Annotated in this window: 12 protein-coding genes; 6 read left to right on the top strand and 6 right to left on the bottom strand. The window is 63.0% G+C overall.

From position 1 onward, the window contains the following. Positions 1-78 precede the first annotated feature (78 nt). Positions 79-1,554: a glycosyl transferase family protein gene (locus IB279_RS24715; RefSeq protein WP_112771691.1), complete on the top strand. Its 1,476-nt coding sequence runs from the start codon at positions 79-81 to the stop codon at positions 1,552-1,554. A gap of 17 nt (positions 1,555-1,571) precedes the next feature. Here the strand turns inward: IB279_RS24715 and IB279_RS24710 are convergent, their stop codons facing one another. The 3 genes from IB279_RS24710 to IB279_RS37720 all read right to left on the bottom strand — a co-directional run bounded on the left by IB279_RS24710 (position 1,572) and on the right by IB279_RS37720 (position 4,562). Continuing rightward, entirely contained in the window at positions 1,572-3,635 is a 2,064-nt protein-coding gene (locus tag IB279_RS24710; protein WP_112771690.1) for a M3 family metallopeptidase, read from the bottom strand. A 106-nt stretch (positions 3,636-3,741) separates the two neighbouring features. Further along, positions 3,742-4,383: a LysE family translocator gene (locus tag IB279_RS24705; RefSeq protein WP_060586602.1), complete on the bottom strand. Its 642-nt coding sequence runs from the start codon at positions 4,381-4,383 to the stop codon at positions 3,742-3,744. Positions 4,384-4,430: 47 nt separating this feature from the next. After that, positions 4,431-4,562 (bottom strand): hypothetical protein, encoded by a 132-nt coding sequence (locus IB279_RS37720; RefSeq protein WP_256439288.1) that lies wholly within the window; start codon positions 4,560-4,562, stop codon positions 4,431-4,433. 197 nt (positions 4,563-4,759) lie between these two features. Between IB279_RS37720 and leuB the strand changes: the two genes are divergently transcribed. Both leuB and IB279_RS24695 read left to right on the top strand, forming a co-directional pair. Further along, positions 4,760-5,872 carry a 3-isopropylmalate dehydrogenase gene (gene leuB, locus IB279_RS24700; protein ID WP_192339897.1) on the top strand — a complete coding sequence of 371 codons (1,113 nt, stop codon included), beginning with the start codon at positions 4,760-4,762 and terminating at the stop codon, positions 5,870-5,872. Between the two features lie 230 nt (positions 5,873-6,102). Next, a complete protein-coding gene (locus tag IB279_RS24695; RefSeq protein ID WP_034800174.1) occupies positions 6,103-6,792 on the top strand; it encodes a phosphatase PAP2 family protein in 690 nt (229 codons plus the stop codon). 101 nt (positions 6,793-6,893) lie between these two features. Here IB279_RS24695 and IB279_RS24690 read toward each other — a convergent pair whose 3' ends face one another. Continuing rightward, positions 6,894-8,783 carry an MFS transporter gene (locus tag IB279_RS24690; RefSeq protein WP_112773319.1) on the bottom strand — a complete coding sequence of 630 codons (1,890 nt, stop codon included), beginning with the start codon at positions 8,781-8,783 and terminating at the stop codon, positions 6,894-6,896. 485 nt (positions 8,784-9,268) lie between these two features. Here IB279_RS24690 and IB279_RS24685 point away from each other — a divergent pair, with 485 nt between their 5' ends. After that, positions 9,269-10,303, top strand: coding sequence for an aspartate-semialdehyde dehydrogenase (locus IB279_RS24685; RefSeq protein WP_034800169.1), 1,035 nt, complete (start codon positions 9,269-9,271; stop codon positions 10,301-10,303). A 193-nt stretch (positions 10,304-10,496) separates the two neighbouring features. Then, positions 10,497-11,318 (top strand): lytic transglycosylase domain-containing protein, encoded by an 822-nt coding sequence (locus tag IB279_RS24680; protein WP_034800180.1) that lies wholly within the window; start codon positions 10,497-10,499, stop codon positions 11,316-11,318. Positions 11,319-11,397: 79 nt separating this feature from the next. On the opposite strand, the gene IB279_RS24675 is transcribed toward IB279_RS24680, so the two are convergent. Further along, positions 11,398-12,051, bottom strand: coding sequence for a carbonic anhydrase (locus IB279_RS24675; protein ID WP_034800167.1), 654 nt, complete (start codon positions 12,049-12,051; stop codon positions 11,398-11,400). 129 nt (positions 12,052-12,180) lie between these two features. After that, a complete protein-coding gene (gene pdxY, locus IB279_RS24670) occupies positions 12,181-13,062 on the bottom strand; it encodes a pyridoxal kinase PdxY (protein WP_112773320.1) in 882 nt (293 codons plus the stop codon). Between the two features lie 285 nt (positions 13,063-13,347). Here pdxY and IB279_RS24665 point away from each other — a divergent pair, with 285 nt between their 5' ends. Continuing rightward, on the top strand, positions 13,348-18,141 hold the full coding sequence (locus tag IB279_RS24665; RefSeq protein WP_112773318.1) for an NAD-glutamate dehydrogenase: 4,794 nt from the start codon (positions 13,348-13,350) through the stop codon (positions 18,139-18,141). The last annotated feature ends 85 nt before the right edge of the window (positions 18,142-18,226 follow it).

Here is an 18,226-nt window from a genome sequence, read left to right as displayed (position 1 = left end):
GGAACCGTTCCAAATACGAAACGACGCAAAACAGCGCCCGCGAATATGCCGGATGAGACAGAAAGGCGGGACGGAACCATGGCGAAAGCAACGGCGAGCGTGACAGGAGGCGCGTCGGCGTCCAACGAACGTCAGACGGATCTGAGCAAGCTGCGCCTGCTCCTGGCGCTGGACGCACTGCTACGCGAAAACAGCGTCAGCCGTGCCGCTTCAAGCGTCGGTCTGCAGCCCTCGGCAATGAGCCGCTTGCTCGGTCAATTGCGTGAGGACTATGCCGATCCGCTGTTCCTGCGCACAGGTCATGGCCTGCGCCCGACCCCGCTTGCCGAGTCTCTGCGGCTACGCGTGCGCGCTCTTGCCGCAGAGACCGAAGCCCTGCTTGACGCACGCGCCGCTGGCTCCGCGTCCGCACCCACACAGACAGGTCACGCCGGCTGGGAAGGGCAGGCACTGACCGACGCACCACCGCTGGCGGTCCGGCCAAGCCGCCTGCTTGAGGGGGAGCCGGCACCGGAACAGTTCGCCGCAAAGCTGGCCGAAATCGGCGACGATGCCGCCCCTGAACGACGATTGGCTCGCTGCATCGCGACTGTCGGCACCGGCGCCGGCCGCAGCCGCCCCTTGAGCGAAGAGGAGGCCGAGGACGCGCTGGCGATCATCCTTGCCGGCGAAGCGGACCCGGTGCAGATCGGTGCGCTGATGACGGTGCTGCATTATCGCGGACCGACGGCGGTGGAGGTGGCCGGTTTCGTGCGCGCCATGCGCCGCCATATCGGCGCAATTGAACCGGGAAACGGCATCGCCGACCTCGATTGGCCCTGCTACCTCTCGCCCAAATTGAAGACTGCGCCCTGGTTCCTGCATGCGGCACGGCTTGTCGTCGATGCCGGGCATCGCGTCGTGCTGCATGGAAGCTACGGTGAAGAGGGTACGGATCGGTACAAGCTGGAGGTGGCCGCTTCCGCAGCCGGCATCCCGATCTGCACGTCGATCACGGCCGCCAAGACAGCGCTTCGGTCGGCAGGCATCGCCTATCTGCCGCTCTCGGCCTTTGCGCCGCAGGTCTATCGCTTGCTGGGGCTCTATCGGCTGATGGAGATGCGCATGCCGCTAAACGCCGCCATACACCTCATCAATCCGATGGGCGGACGGACAAGCCTTCTCGGCGTCGCCAATCCCTCGAGCCGCACGCTCAGCCGCGACATCGCCATGCTGCTCGGCACGAGAGAGTTGACGATCCTCGGCAACACCCGCGACCACGCTGAGTTCACGCCCTACCGCCAGACGCCCCTTTTCCGCCTTGTCGGCGGCGAAGCCTCCGAAGTCATCATTCCCGCGAAAATCGCGCCGCCGGCCGAACCGCGCACCGGCTTGAGCAGCCGCGAATACTGGCAGGCGGTTTGGACTGGTGCTGCCCGCGACGAGCGCGCGGAAACCACCATCATTACGACGGCGGCTGCCGCCCTTGTCAGTCTGCGCAATTACGACGACTTCGAGGCTGCTTGCGAGACAGTGCGGGGACTTTGGAACAACCGATCACGCCGGATGGCGTGATCGGAGTTCCGCGTGGCTCAGGCAGCCAGGCCCTTTTTCGCGAGCATCGCATCCGGGCTCGGCAGTTTGCCGCGAAAGGCCTTGTAGGCATCCTCCGGATCGATCGAGCCGCCGACCGAATAGATATTGCCCTTGAGGCGGGCGGCCATGGCCGGATCGAAAACGTTGCCGGTTTCCTCGAAGGCGGCGAAGGCATCGGCGTCGAGCACTTCCGACCACATGTAGGAATAGTAGCCGGCCGAGTAGCCGTCGCCCGAGAAGACGTGCAGGAAGTGCGGGCTGCGATGGCGCATGACGATGGATTTCGGCATGCCGATCTCATCGAGCTTCTTGGCTTCGAGCGCCATCGGTTCCGCCGTCACCGCGGCCGTATGATAGGCCATATCGACCAGTGCGGACGACGTGAACTCGACTGTTGCGAAGCCCGAATTGAAGGTTCGCGCCGCCAGCACCTTGTCGAGCAGCGCCTGCGGCATCGGCTCGCCGGTCTGGTAGTGCACCGCATAACGCTTCAGGATCTCCGGCACCGTCAGCCAATGTTCGTAAAGCTGCGACGGCAGCTCGACGAAGTCACGCGACACACCCGTGCCGGACACCGAAGGGTAGGTGACGTTGGATAGCATGCCATGCAAGGCGTGCCCGAACTCGTGGAAGAGCGTTCGGGCATCATCGAGCGACAGAAGCGCCGGCTTGCCCTCGGCGGGCTTGGCGAAATTGCAGACGTTGTAGATGATCGGCAGCTCGCCTTCGGCGCCATTCTTCAGCTTGAGCTTGTGCTGCGACTGGAACGAACTCATCCACGCACCGGAGCGCTTCGAAGACCGGGCGAAGTAGTCGCCAAGGAACAATGCCACCAGCTTGCCGGATGCATCCTTGACCTCGAAGACGCGCACGTCGGGATGGTAGGCGGCAATGCCCTTCTTCTCCGTCGCGGTAATGCCGAACAGACGCTTGGCGACATCGAAGCAGGCCTCGATGATCTTTTCGAGCTGCAGGTAAGGCTTGAGTTCGCCTTCGGAGAAATTGAACTTCTCGGCGCGGAGCTTCTCGGCGTAATGGCGCCAGTCCCAGGGCATGACGTCGTGATTGCGGCCCTCGTCGGCAACGAGCCGGGCAAGCTCGGCCTCTTCCTCGCGGGCGCGGGCAACCGCCTTTTCCCAGACTTGCATCAGCAGGCCGTTCACGGCAGTGGGCGTCTTCGCCATGGTATCGTCGAGCTTCAGCGACGCGAAGTTATCATAGCCGAGCAGCTTCGCCTTTTCGGCCCGCAGCGCCAGCATCTCGGCGATCAGCCCGCGATTGTCGGTGTCGCCGCCATTTTCACCGCGCGCGATCCAGGCGCGGAAGGCCTGCTCGCGAAGCTCGCGATTGTCGGAGAAGGTCAGGAACGGTTCGATGATCGAGCGCGACAGGGTGACGGCATACTTGCCCTTCTGGCCGCGGTCTTCGGCGACCGCCGCCATGGCGTCGCGCAGGAAGTCCGGCAGGCCGGCAAGCTGTTCCTCGCTCTCCAGGAACAGAACCCAGCTCTTCTCATCGGCGAGCACGTTCTGCCCGAACCTGGCGCCGAGGCCGGCGAGTTTCTCGTTGATCGCTGCCAGCCGCTCCTGCTCGGGCTTTGCGAGCTTGGCGCCGGATTTGACGAAACCCTTCCAGTGGCGCTCGAGTACGCGCGTCGCTTCAAGATCGAGGCCAAGCCCTGCGCGCCCTTCCCACAGCGTGTCGATGCGCTTGAACAGCGCCGCATTCATGCCGATTTTCGAATAGTGCCGGGACATCTTCGGCGCGATATCGCGCTCCAGCGCCTGGATCGTCTCGTTGGTGTCGGCGCCGGCCTTGTTCCAGAAGATCGAGGATACGCGCGACAGTCCGTCACCGGCGATCTCCAGCGCAATGATCGTGTTTTCGAAGGTCGGCGCCGCCGGGTTTTCGGCAATCGCGTCGATCTCCGCCTCATGTTCCCTGAAAGCCGCGTCGAACGCCGGAGCAAAATCCTCGTCCTTCACCAGGTCGAAACGCGGCAGGCCTTCGTGGCCGGTCCATGCGGTGAGCGCGGGATTGAGCGGGGTGCTGGTGGTCATCAGAAATCCTTTCGCATGCGGTCCGACGCGGGGCCGGGGAGGGGCGTCGCTGATCTATGACATCAGGACGCGGAGGCAATGGAGGTGGTCGTGAGGGGGCTTGCCGTCAAGGCCTGCGCAAACCGAGAAGCCCGGGGGCAGCGTGCCAGACCGCCTGAACGGCAAAGCCGATGAACAGGAGACCGGAGAGCCGGACGATCGTGAGTTCGTGGCGTCGGTAGAAACGCCGCACGACCGAGGTGCCGATGATGACGATCAGGATCAGATCGGCCACGAGAAATCCGATCAGCGAGACGCCGAGCAGCGCCGGCAGCGCATCGAACTCGAGCGCGTTGGCCGAGCTGGCAAGCAGCGCCGTGAAGGTTGCGAGCGCTACCGGATAGCCCTTGGGATTGGTGAGCCCAAAAATCAGTCCGCGCCTCAAAGGACGCTCGACTGTCACGAGCGCGCGGTTCTCGCCGGCGGGGCGTGCGCGCAATGCCGTCCAGCCGATCCAGCCGAGATAGGCGCCGCAGAAGAGACCGAGGATATCGAAAATCGTCGTGCCGACGGAGCGCGCGCCGACGATTGCGACCAGCGCCAGGGTCGACCAGAGAACGTCACCGGCAAGGTGTCCGCCCATGAACAAGGCGCCTGCCTTGCGCCCCTGGCCGGCGCCGATGCCGAGCAGCGCCAGAAACGCCGGTCCGGGAATAAGGACGTAGGAGAGGGCGGCGAGAAAGGCTCCAATCAGCAGCGTCTCGGACATGGCGGGTTCCCAGTTGTGTTACCCGCATTCGATCCGGAGGCACCGTTTCAGTCAAGAGGAAAGCTAAGCCAACTATAGGACGACGCGGGTGAGCGCTTGCCGGAAGGCCAGCCAGTAAAGGTCAGGTTCTTGGTCGTGGCGCGGATATGGGCAGCGACGGCGTGAGCAAAATTGCGCATGTTTTTCTCCTCGAGGGATCGACGGCCAGGCAGGTACATGGCTTCTGGGCGATGATCGCAGTGCCTCGACCGATCAGCTGTTCCGTAGGGAACGTTCCGCTCGCGGGCGCGCACAAATCTTTCGTTTCGCCGATTTCCCTCGATACGAAGTTGCGCTAGAACGCGGCCGAGTTTTCCCCCCGCGAGAAGGACTATCCATGACTGTGCGCAACCTCTTCCTTCTGCCCGGCGACGGCATCGGCCCGGAAGCCATGGCGGAAGTCCGCAAAATCATCGCCTACATGAATGCCGAGCTTGGTGCCGGCTTCGTGACGGACGAGGGCCTGGTCGGCGGTTCGGCCTATGACGCCCACGGTCAGGCGATCTCGGAAGAGGACATGGCAAAGGCGCTTGCCGCCGATGCGGTGTTGTTCGGCGCCGTCGGCGGTCCGAAGTGGGATGCGGTGCCCTACGAGGTTCGCCCGGAAGCCGGTCTGCTGCGCCTGCGCAAGGATCTCGAGCTCTTCGCCAACCTGCGCCCGGCGATCTGCTATCCGGCGCTTTCCGCCGCCTCGTCGCTCAAGCCCGAACTGGTCGAAGGCCTCGACATCCTGATCGTGCGCGAATTGACCGGTGGCGTCTATTTCGGCGAACCGAAGGAGATCGTCGATCTCGGCAACGGCCAGAAGCGTGGCATCGACACCCAGGTCTACGACACCTACGAGATCGAGCGCATCGCCGGCGTCGCCTTCGAGCTGGCCCGCACCCGCAACAACCGCGTCTGCTCGATGGAAAAGCGCAACGTCATGAAGTCGGGCGTGTTGTGGAACCAGGTGGTGACCGAGACGCACAAGGCGAAGTATTCCGACGTCCAGCTCGAGCACATGCTGGCGGACGCCGGCGGCATGCAGCTGGTGCGCCAGCCCAAGCAGTTCGACGTCATCGTCACCGACAACCTGTTCGGCGACATGCTGTCGGACGTGGCGGCGATGCTCACCGGTTCGCTCGGCATGCTGCCGTCGGCCTCGCTCGGCGCACCGGATGCGGTCAGCGGCAAGCGCAAGGCGCTCTATGAGCCGGTGCACGGCTCGGCACCCGACATTGCCGGCCAGGGCCTTGCCAACCCGATCGCGATGATCGCCTCCTTCGCCATGTGCCTGCGCTACTCCTTCAACCTGGTGAAGGAAGCCGACAATCTGGAGAAGGCGATCGCCAACGTGCTCGACCAGGGCATCCGCACCGGCGACATCATGGCCGAAGGGGCGAAGAAGGTCGGCACCACCGAGATGGGCGACGCCATCCTTGCCGAGTTCAAGGCGCTGTCGGCGTAAGCGACAACCGATCCCGGATCGGCGTCACGCCGACGCCAACAGGCCTACGAAAACCAACACCTCCGGAGCGCATCCGGAGGTGTTTTGCGTTTCACGGCCTTGAATTTGCCAAAAGAACCGACACATCGGGAAAAGACGGACCGGGGCCGTCTGGCGCGGGAAGCGCCCTGCATCGTGCCCCGACAGGAACAGACAATTGCCGCGCGACTGGGTGGCAGGATGGGAGAACCATGAACCGACCACTTGCGGCCACCGGATGGATCGTGCTGACAACAGCCATCCTCGTGTTCGCGCTCATCCCGCTCGATCCGTTCCTGTCACAGCGCGCGCAAGGCCTGCCGGACAACATCGTCACCTTCAATGAAAGGATCACCGATTTCGGTACCTTTGGCTGGATGATCTATCTTTCCGGTATCCTGCTTGCGGGGGCCTTCGTGCTGCGCCGGGCGGCAAGCCAGGGGCCGCTTCAAAACAAGGCGCGCACTGCCCGCGACCTCGCCGCCTATTTCCTTTTGACGATCGGCACCGCCAGCGCGTTGGTGCATACGCTGAAGCTCCTGATCGGCCGGGCACGACCGGAACTCTTTGCCGAGCTCGGCGCCTACAGCCTGACGCCGTTCGCCGCCAGTGATCTCTATGAGAGCTTTCCGTCCGGGCACTCGACTGCGGCCGGTGCGTTTTTCGGCGTCTTCGCCATGCTGCTGCCGAGACTGAGGCCACTCTTTCTGGTCCTGGCGCTGACGATCGGTGTTTCCCGCGTCATCGTTGGCGCACACTATCCAAGCGACGTCGCCGCCGGGCTGCTGCTCGGCCTTTGGACATCGGTGATGATGGCGTTTGTCTTCGCCAAATACGGTCGCCTGTTTCGCCTCGGCCCGGGCGGGTGGCCGCTTGCCGGACGCAGCGAGCCGACCCAATAAAAAAGCCGGCGCGGAAGACCGCGCCGGAGTCAGGAGAGCCATAATAGCTCGGGGAAGATTTGAGGTGCTCCCGGGATTTGTTCACTCCGGGAGCGCCGGGCTTAATCCATCGCGTGGATGTCGCGATCCTTCGTTTCCGGCAGGAACAGGAGGCCGATGACCAGCGTGATCCCTGCAAAGACGATCGGGTACCAGAGGCCGTAGTAGATATCGCCCTGGGCAGCACTCATCGCGAAGGCCGTTGCCGGAAGCAGACCGCCGAACCAGCCGTTGCCGATGTGGTAGGGCAGCGACATGCCGGTGTAGCGGATGCGGGTCGGGAAGAGTTCGACCAGCAGGGCTGCGATCGGGCCGTAGACCATCGTCACGTAGATGACGAGCACGGTGAGCACCGCGATGATTGTCGTCCAGTTGACGTTGGCAGGATCCGCGACCATCGCGTAGGTGCCGCCGCCGGCGATCGTGTAGACGGCCATTTCGGTGGCAGCGCCCACTTCATCCTTGGTCAGCAGCTTGTCGGCGATGAGCTTTTCGGCCGGAACCATGGTCTTTTCGCCGCCGCGGACAGCGGTTGCGTCAAGCGACAGTTCCGGGTTGGCGGTGACAAAACCGTCAAGCTTGGCGTCCGGAACCTTTGCCGCGCCACGAACCAGCGGGTAGCCGGCATTGTGGAGCGCCATGTTGGTCTGCTTTTCGAAGGCGGCGTTGGCGGCCTTGGCACCATCGCCAGCAGCGACTGCGTCGTAGCTGTTGATCGTGGTGTCGCCGACCTTGACCGTCGCCGCCGTGCCCGCTGCTGCCGTCGTGACGACGTCGTAGGGAACGGAGTTCTTGGTGAGGAACGCGGTTGCGATGTCGCACGAGGTGGTGAACTTCGCCGTGCCCGTCGGGTTGAACTGGAATTTGCAGTCGCCGGGAGCCGCGGTCACCGTTGCGCGAACGGTTGCCTGGGCTTCAGCGAGTGCAGGGTTACCGGCCCAGGTCAGCGCCTTGAACAGCGGGAAGTAGGTGAGCATCGCAAGCAGCAGACCGGCCATGATGATCGGCTTGCGGCCGATCTTGTCGGAGAGCCAGCCGAAGAGCACGAAGAAGCCCGTGCCGATCAAAAGCGAGGCGGCGACCATGATGTTGGCCGACTGACCGTCTACTTTCAGGACGCCGGTCAGGAAGAACAGCGCGTAGAACTGACCGGAGTACCAGACCACGGCTTGTCCGACGACGGCACCGAACAGCGCCAGAAGCGCGATCTTGGCGTTCTTCCACTGGCCGAAGGCTTCCCGAAGCGGCGCCTTGGAGCCCTTGCCCTCTTCCTTCATCTTCTTGAAGGCCGGGGATTCGTTCATCTTCAGACGGATCCAGACGGAAATGCCGAGAAGCACGCAGGACAGCAGGAACGGAATGCGCCAGCCCCAGGCGGCGAAGGCTTCCTTGCCGAGCGCGAACTGCACGAGCAGGATCACCACCAGCGACAGGAACAGACCGAGCGTCGCCGTGGTCTGGATCCAGGACGTGAAGTAGCCGCGACGCCCATGCGGGGCGTGTTCGGCCACGTAGGTTGCCGCACCGCCATATTCGCCGCCGAGCGCCAGGCCCTGCAGCATGCGCAGCACGATGAGCAGGATCGGCGCGGCAATGCCGATCGAGGCAGCGCCGGGCAGGATGCCGACCAGGAAGGTCGACAGACCCATGATCAGGATCGTCACGAGGAAGGTATATTTGCGGCCAACGAGGTCACCCAGGCGACCGAAGACGAGCGCGCCGAACGGGCGAACCAGGAAGCCCGCGGCAAAGGCCAGAAGCGCGAAGATGTTACGCGTCGTTTCCGGGTAGGAACTGAAGAAGGTCGCGCCGATGTAGACGGCGAGCGAACCGTAGAGATAGAAATCGTACCATTCGAAGACGGTACCGAGCGACGAGGCGAAGATGACCTTCTTCTCCTCGCCGGTCATCGGACGCGTTTTTGCGTCGTCCGCTGTCGCGACATTTGCCATTTTGATAATCCTCCACTCCAAAGGAGCGCCCATTGGCTGGTCCAGCATTCCTCCCTCGAACGTCCGGACGTGGTGCGCCTGAAATGAGGATGTCAGAAAAGTGTCATCACAGGCAGAGATGCTTTCGACTTATGACTTTCGTCTAATGCGGCGATCGATCGCGGGCAGGGCGGGGGCGTGCCGGCGCGCGGCAATGTCTTGACTCTTCCCCAAAACCGCGTAAGAGCAGCGACGAACGAGGAAATCACCACCATGCGACCGATCGGTCCAGCCATCGCTGCTTTGATCCTGCCGGCTCTTGCCGCGGGGCAGGATGTCGATTTTTCGTTCGCTTGCAAAACAACGGCCAAAACGACGACGAAAACCGTCTGACGTCTCTGGCCCTCCGCTCTCTCCCCGGTTTGGCCGGGGACAGGAACCCTCGCGGCAGGTCGCGCGGTTTCCCCCTCACCCGACGAGGAGAGACAGAAAAGAGAGCTTAGATCATGGGTTTCAAGATTGCAGTCGCAGGCGCCACCGGCAATGTCGGCCGGGAGATGCTGAACATCCTTTCCGAACGCGGCTTTCCCGCGGATGAAGTGGTCGCCCTCGCTTCCGCCCGCTCCCAGGGCACCGAAGTTTCCTTCGGCGACAAGACCCTCAAGGTCAAGAACCTCGAAAACTACGACTTCTCCGACACCGATATCTGCCTGATGTCGGCTGGCGGCGCCGTATCGCTGAAGTATTCGCCGAAGATCGGCCAGCAGGGCTGCGTCGTCATCGACAACTCCTCGGCCTGGCGCTACGACGCCGAAGTGCCGCTGATCGTTCCGGAAGTGAACCCGGACGCGATCGCGCAGTTCACCAAGAAGAACATCATCGCCAATCCGAATTGCTCGACCGCCCAGCTCGTCGTCGCGCTGAAGCCGCTGCACGACCACGCCAAGATCAAGCGCGTCGTCGTCTCGACCTACCAGTCGGTTTCCGGCGCCGGCAAGGACGGCATGGACGAACTCTTCAACCAGACCCGCGCCGTCTTCGTTGCCGATCCGATCGAATCGAAGAAGTTCACCAAGCGCATCGCCTTCAACGTCATTCCGCACATCGACGTGTTCATGGAAGACGGCTACACGAAGGAAGAGTGGAAGGTTCTCGCCGAGACCAAGAAGATGCTCGACCCGAAGATCAAGGTGACCTGCACTGCCGTGCGCGTTCCCGTCTTCATCGGCCATTCGGAATCGGTGAACATCGAGTTCGAAAACGAGATCACCGCTGACGAAGCGCGCGACATCCTGCGCGAAGCGCCGGGTTGCCTCGTCGTCGACAAGCACGAGAACGGCGGCTACGTCACGCCTTATGAGTGCGCCGGCGAAGATGCGACCTACATCTCGCGCATCCGCGAAGACGCAACCGTCGAGAACGGCCTCAACCTGTGGGTCGTTTCCGACAACCTGCGCAAGGGTGCCGCTCTGAACGCGATCCAGATTGCCGAGCTGCTGGTCAATCGTGGCCTCATCAAGCCGCGCAAGCAGGCTGCCTGAAAACGGCATTAGAACCATTCACTCCCGCCAGGCTCTTTCGAGCCTGGCGGGTTTCCTGTTTCACGAGGGGCCGATCCTTCCCGGATTCACGTGAAACCACGATAAAGTTACCTGCCGCTTGCGGTAGGTGACACGGCCGGCGAAGGCTGGCATTTTTAAGAGCAACGAGATTCGGGCTATGACGGGGTATTTCATGCACAGGGCGAAGTGCGCAGCAGTGGGGCTTGCCGCCCTGATTTCGACTGCAGTTTTTCCGGCGGTGGCATCTGCCGCCCAATGCGGCAATGACGGAAGCGGCTTTGAAGCCTGGGTGCAGAACTTCAAGCAGCAGGCCTCCGGCAACGGCATCAGCCCGCAGGTGCTCGACCGTGCACTCTCCGGCGTCTCCTACAACAAGGCGACGATCCGCGCCGACCGCGGCCAGAAGAGCTTCAAGCTGTCGCTCGAGCAGTTCATGCAGAAGCGCGGCGGCCAGGTGATCATTTCCCGCGGCAAGAAGATGAAGCAGCAGAACGCCGCACTCTTTACCAGCATCGAGCGGCGCTACGGCGTGCCGGCTGGCCCGCTGATTGCCATCTGGGGCATGGAAACCGGCTTCGGCGGTTTCATGGGCAAGGAGCACACGCTCTCGGCCGTTTCGACACTGGCCTATGACTGCCGTCGCTCGGACTACTTCACCAACCAGCTCTATGCGGCCCTGCAGCTCGTGCAGCGCGGCGATCTGAGCCCGGATGCGCGTGGCGCCGCCCACGGCGAGATCGGCCAGACCCAGTTCCTGCCCGCCAACGTCCTGAAATACGGCGTCGATGGCGATGGCAACGGCCATGTCGACATGGTTCGCTCCAAGGCCGACGCGCTGGCATCCACCGCCAATTTCCTGCGCGGCCATGGCTGGCAGCCGGGCGCCGGCTATCAGCAGGGTCAGGCGAACTTCGCTGCGATCCAGGGCTGGAACGCCGCAAGCGTCTACCAGCAGGCGATCGCCATCATCGGCGCCGAGATCGACGGTCTCTAGGATTTTCGTCCTTCGGAACGCATAACCAACCAGACAAAGGGCCCGGTTCGAAAGAGCCGGGCCTTTTTTTGCTGACCGATTACATTCCCGGGCGGGAGAAGTCGCCCGTCACCGGGTCCATCACCCAGAGTTCGCCGGTCGAGATGTCGAACCAGGCGCCGTGCAGGTGGAGCTTGCCCTTGGCCTCGAGGATCTGGACGCACGGGAAAGTGCGCAGATTGGCAAGCGAGTTGCGGATCGAAACCCGCTCGAGCGCACGCTGGCGCTCCGCCTGCGTCATCACGTCGTTGCTCTGGATCTGCTCAGCCGCGGGCCTCAGCAGATGCATCCAGCGACCGATGAAATCGCCCGGTGACAGAGGCTCCGCATCGGGATCGAGTGCCGCTTTGATACCACCACAGCGGCCATGGCCCATGACGACGATGTCGCTGACGCGCAGCGACTGCACGGCGAACTCGAGGGCCGCCGAAGTAGAGTGGTAGTGACCATCCGGCTCGTAGGGCGGCATGAGATTGGCGACGTTGCGCACGACGAAGAGTTCGCCCGGGCCGCTGTCGAAGATCGTTTCCGGCGCAGCGCGCGAGTCGCAACAGGCAATCACCATCGTCTTCGGCTTTTGACCGGTTTCCGCCAGCGCCTTGTAGCGTTTCTGCTGCTCGCTGAAGCGACCGTTCATGAAGTTGTGGTAGCCGTTCAGAAGATAGTCCGGAAAACGCTGCTGCTGCTTGTCCATCGATTGCTCCGCTCGTGCTTCAAGGCGGCATGGCCGGCTTTCGCCCACCTGCGCCTCCGTCATGAAAATGATCGCGATCTAAAATTCAATCCACGATGCCATAGGGGTGGCGGTCCGTGAACAGCTTCTTCACTTGCGCCGCATCTGATTCGGATGAACCAGTCGGCGCATCTGCACCATCGCCATTGGCGTCGATAGGCTCGACGCGTCCTGCTCGATGGTCAATTCATCAGCGCCGCGCTTGACGCTCCGCGCGATGATCTCAAATACGCTCGCAGTCGCCATCTGCAAGGCGCGTTCCTCTGAAAGTCCTTCAAGGATCCGGGCGAGAAACACCGCCGCCAACAGGTCGCCCGTACCATTCGGCGGGTTTTCGACTAAACGATGTTCGGCAAGCAGGGCGTGATTGCCCGAGAGAAAGAGATTCCCGGTCCCGCCGCTCATCATCGGCACGGCAGACGTCACCAAAACGCGGGCCGGACCGAGGCCGAGCGCTGCGTCAAGGATCGCCGTGTTCGTCTCCAACGTCGCCCCGGCAAGCCAGGCAAGCTCGTAACGGTTCGGGGTCGCGAGATTTGCAAGCGGCAGCAACCGGTCGCGAATGGCAACCGCCGTGGTTTCCGGCACATAGAGACCGCCAGCATCGCCGATCACTGGGTCGCAGGCGTAGATCAGTTTGGGATTGCGCTCCTTCAGCGTCGTCACCAGCCGGGCCACGCTTTCGGCCTGTCCGGCCGAGCCGAGGTAGCCCGAAAGCACGGCACGCACCTCTCCGGCCCAGGGTGCTGCAATGAGGTCATCGATCACCGACCCGAAATCCTGATCGGAAATGGTGACCCGCGTCGAGCGGCCGTGGCCCGGATGCCAGGGGAGGATGACGGTCGGCAGGGCCCAGACTGGATGCCCCAGAGTTTCAAGCGCGAAGACCACGGCCCTGTTGCCCACCTTGCCGCGCACGACATGGCTAGAGATGACGATGACGGCGCCGGGCAGGGAAGGCATTTCGGGCATCGACCAGTCCAATCCTACGATCTCGAAACTCTGTTCACCCAACTGTCACCCCCCTGTCAACAGACGATGGCAGATAGGCTCCGGAGAAGCCTCTGGCGTTTTCGTGCTTTTTCTTCGATTTTCGAGCAATTTTCGCGAAATTACCTTCGATTTAAATGGATTTAAGCTGTTTTCACGTGAAATTCTCCGATTTTGGGCTCGATTTTGCCGAAATCAGCGTAAAAAGCGGTCGCCATTAGCCATGGTTCTGATAGGGTTTGGCCTATCATGAATGGGAGAGACTTCATGGGCGTGAAATACAATCCGAAGCGGGACAGACACATCGACGCAGCGAAGGCGGCCGCCATCAAACTGGGCGTCGAGGCGCTGGCGCCGGAGATCCTCTTCGGTGGGGCCAGCAACGATGACCTCGATCTCTATTCGGCGGACATGCTGGCGCTGACGGCCGCCCATGCCTATCAGGAACTCGCCCGCTGGGATGGCGGCAAGCCGCAGGTTTCCGTCGAAACCGTCGCCGGTGTAGCACCTGGCGGCACCGAGGTGTCGATCATCGCGGTCACCGAACGCAACATGCCGTTCCTCTATGATTCGGTCATGGGGGAAATCACCAGCACCCACCGTGACATTCACCTCGCGATCCACCCCATCCTGGTCAAGGAACCGGGCAAGCCGGCAAAGCTCTTCGATCCCGAAGATGAAAGCGATCCTTCGCACCGCGTCAGCCACATCCAGATCCATCTGACGAAGCTCGCGCCGGTCGAGGCCGAACAGCTCAGCAACCGCATTCGCGACGTGCTGGAGCAGGTGCACCAGGCTGTGCACGACTGGCCAGCGATGACCGCGCTGCTCGATCATGCGATGCAGGAGCTGGAGGCTTATAACGCCTCGCGCAAGAAGAGCGACCGCGACGAGGCGCTCGCCTTCCTCCGCTGGCTGCGTGACAACAACTTCACCTTCCTCGGCATGCGCGAATACACCTATTCCGGCAAGGGCGGAAAGGCGATGGTCGAGCGCGGCAAGGGCAGGGGCCTCGGCATGCTCTCCAATCCCGATGTGCGCGTGCTGCGCCAGGGCAAGGACGCGGTGCTGACTACGCCTGAAATTCTCGCCTTCCTCGAAAGCCCGGATTTCCTGATCGTCACCAAGGCCAACGTCAAGTCGGTCGTCCATCGCCGCGCCTATATGGATTATATCGGTGTCAAGCGCTTCGACGCCGACGGCAATGTCGCCGGAGAACTGCGCATCGTTGGCCTCTTCACCTCCTCGGCCTATACCCGCCAGGCGGCCGAGATCCCGCTGCTGCGCCACAAGATCGAAAAGATCGTCGATCACTTCGGCTACGATCCGCAGAGCCATTCCGGCAAGATGCTCGACAACACGCTCGAATCCTATCCGCGCGACGATCTCTTCCAGATCGATGTTGGCCTGCTCGCCGCTTTCTGCGAACAGATCAACGAGCTCGGCGACCGGCCGCGCATCCGCGTGCTGCCGCGCATCGACCATTTCGACCGCTTCGTCTCGGTCATCGTCTTCGTGCCGCGCGAACAGTACGATTCGGATGTGCGCGAAAAGATCGGCGACTACCTGAAGACGGTCTATGACGGTCGCGTCTCCGCCTACTACCCGGCCTTCCCGGAAGGGGGCCTTGCCCGCGTCCACTTCATCATCGGCCGCTCCGCCGGCAAGACGCCGCGCATTCCGCAGGCCAAGCTCGAAGAAGCCGTTCGCGGCATCGTCACCCGCTGGATCGACCGGTTCGACCTGCTTGCCCGCAAGGACGGCATCGAGCTCGATGTCGACAATGCCTACCAGTCGTTCTTCACGCCGGCTGAAGCCTATGCCGATCTGGCCGACATCGCCGCCTGCAAGGGCCCGGATCCGATCCGCATCGAGTTCTACCACTATCCGCGCGCCGTCTCGCGGCCGGACACCGCCGAGCTCAAGATCTTCCACGCCAGCGAACCCGTGTCGCTGTCGCGCCGCGTACCTTTGCTTGAAAACCTGGGCTTCCGGGTCATCAGCGAACAGACCTACGACATCGGCGTCAATGCCCATGGCGAAGAGAAGCGCAAGGTCGTGCTGCACGACATGGAGCTGATCCATCGCGATGGCCTTGCGCTGAACCTCGAAAAATCCGGCCCGGCGCTGGAAGAGGCGTTCCTGGCCGCCTGGAACGGCGCGATCGAGGACGACAACTTCAACCGGCTGATCCTGCTTGCGGGCCTCAACGCCCGCGAAGTGACGGTGCTGCGCGCCTATGCCCGCTATCTGCGACAGGCCGGCATCACCTACTCTCAGGGCTATATCGCCGACACGCTGAACAAGTATCCGGCGATTGCCGCCGATATCTTCAAGCTGTTCGTGACCCGGATGGATCCGAAACTCGAGGAAAAGCCGCGCGCCAAGAAGTGCAACGCGCTGCTGTCGGCGATCGAGGACGCGCTCTCGGCCGTGCCGAGCCTCGACGAGGACCGGATTCTGCGACGCTACGTCAACGCGATCGAAGCGACGCTCCGGACCAACTACTTCCAGCATGACGCCGACGGCAAGCCGCGCGCGGTGCTCGCCTTCAAGCTGGACCCGAAGCAGCTCGACGGTCTGCCGGAACCGCATCCGTTCCGCGAAATCTTCGTTTACGGCACCGAGGTCGAAGGCGTGCACCTGCGCTTCGGCAAGGTCGCCCGTGGCGGCCTTCGCTGGTCGGACCGCGCCCAGGACTACCGCACGGAAGTGCTCGGTCTGGTGAAGGCGCAGCAGGTCAAGAATGCTGTTATCGTGCCCGTCGGCGCCAAGGGCGGCTTCTATCCGAAGCTGCTTCCGGTGGGCGGCACCCGCGACGAAATCTTCAAGGCCGGCACCGAAGCCTACAAGACCTTCATCCGCACCCTGCTGTCGGTCACCGACAACATCGTCGGCCAGGATGTCGTACCGCCGGCCGACACGCAGCGCCATGACGGCGACGACCCTTACTTCGTCGTTGCTGCCGACAAGGGCACCGCGACCTTCTCCGACACGGCCAACGGCCTTGCACAGGAAGCGGGCTTCTGGCTCGACGACGCCTTCGCATCGGGCGGTTCCGCCGGCTACGACCACAAGAAGATGGGCATCACCGCCCGCGGCGCCTGGGAGACCGTCAAGCGGCATTTCCGTGAGATGGACACCGACATCCAGACGACGCCCTTCACCGTTGCCGGCGTTGGCGACATGTCGGGCGACGTCTTCGGCAACGGTATGCTTCTGTCCGAGAAGATCCGCCTCATCGCGGCCTTCGATCATCGCGATATCTTCATCGATCCGAATCCGGATATCGATGGGTCCTTTGCCGAGCGCAAGCGCATGTTCGCCCTGCCGCGTTCGAGCTGGCAGGACTATGACCGCAAGACGCTTTCGAACGGCGCGATGATCATCTCGCGTGCCGAGAAGTCGGTGACGTTGACGCCTGAGGCGATGGCCGCCATCGGCCTCGACAAGCAGAAGGCAACGCCCTTCGAGATCATGAACGCGATCCTGAAGAGCCAGGTCGACCTGCTCTGGTTCGGCGGCATCGGCACCTATGTGCGCGGCAGCAACGAAACGGACGCCGAAGTTGGCGATCGCGCCAACGACGCCATTCGCGTGGCAGCCGAAGAGGTCCGCGCCCGTGTCATCGGCGAGGGCGCCAACCTCGGCGTCACCCAGAAGGGCCGCATCGGCTTCGGCCTCAATGGCGGCCGCTGCAACTCGGATGCCATCGACAACTCGGCGGGCGTCAACTCGTCCGACGTCGAGGTCAACATCAAGATCGCGCTGGCTTCCGCCATGCGCGATGGTCGCCTGACCCGTCCGAAGCGCAACACGCTGCTCGCCTCGATGACCGAGGAAGTGGGCCACCTGGTGCTGCGCAACAACTACGAGCAGTCGCTGGCGATCTCTCTAACCGCTATGCAAGGGCTCGGCAACCGCACGACGCTCGGCCGGCTCATGACCCGGCTGGAGGCCGACGGCCATCTCAACCGCAAGGTCGAGACGCTGCCGACCGACCAGGCCATGACCGAGCGTTACCAGGCGGGCAAGCCATTGACCCGCCCGGAGATCGGCGTGCTGCTCTCCTACTCCAAGCTCGTTCTCTTCGATGAGCTGATTGCGAGCGAGCTGCCCGACGATCCGTACTTCACGGCGACGCTCGAGCGTTACTTCCCGGGCAAGATGCGCAAGGCCTATGCCGGCGATATCCACGGTCACCGCCTGCGCCGCGAAATCATCGCGACCATCCTCGCCAACGAGGTCATCAACCGCGGTGGTCCGGCCTTTGTCTCGACCCTGACGGACGCCACCGGCTTCCTCTCGGCCGACGTCGTCAAGGCGGCGGTGCTGGCGCTCGACGGCTTCGACCTGCCGCGGATCTATGACGAGATCGACGCGCTCGACAACAAGATCGGCGGCGGCCTGCAGAACATCCTCTACCAGGAAGTCGGCCGCATCTTCACGCTCGTCACCGAGCGGGCGCTGCGCACCCATGCGGCGACCGGCTCGGTCTCCGAGGCCGTATCGCGCCTCGGCGACGGCCTGCAGAAGCTGCGTGCGACCATGCGCACTGCAGTGTCCGGCGAGAGCGCCGAAGAAGCCCGGTTGAAGACGGCAGCCTTCGTCGAGGGTGGCGTTCCCGCCAAGCTCGCCGAGGAAATCTCGGAACTGGCGCTGATGACGCTGGTGCCCGAGATCATGCAGATTGCCGCAGAAACCGGCGAGACGCTGAGCCGCACGGCGCAAGGTTATTTCGCCGTCACCGACACGCTTCGCATCAACCGTCTGCTGGCGGCATCCGATCGCGTTCCGGCAACCGAGCAGTTCGAGGCCATGGCTCTGTCACGCGCCGTATCCGATATCGCGGCGGCACGCCGGGATATCACCGCGGCAGCCCTGCGCGAGCAGAAGAAGGAGCGCAACCCGGTTGCGGCCTGGGAAGAAAGCGAGCGCGTCCGTGTCGCCCAGGCGACTGGCCAGCTGCGCCTTCTGACCGAGAAGGGTGAAACGACGCTTGCCAAGATCACCGTCGCTGCAGGTCTCCTCAACGACCTGGCACGCGGAAGGGCCAAGTAACGGTACCAAAGAGGATGCGGGCAGTTTTTTCGCCCGCGTCCGGTTCCAGACCTTTTGGAATCGGTTCAATTGAAGATAGGCTGCG

Source organism: Ensifer sp. ENS06 (genome assembly GCF_014852205.1).
Classification (GTDB): domain Bacteria; phylum Pseudomonadota; class Alphaproteobacteria; order Rhizobiales; family Rhizobiaceae; genus Ensifer; species Ensifer adhaerens.
This window is presented reverse-complemented; position numbering and strand designations above follow the sequence as displayed.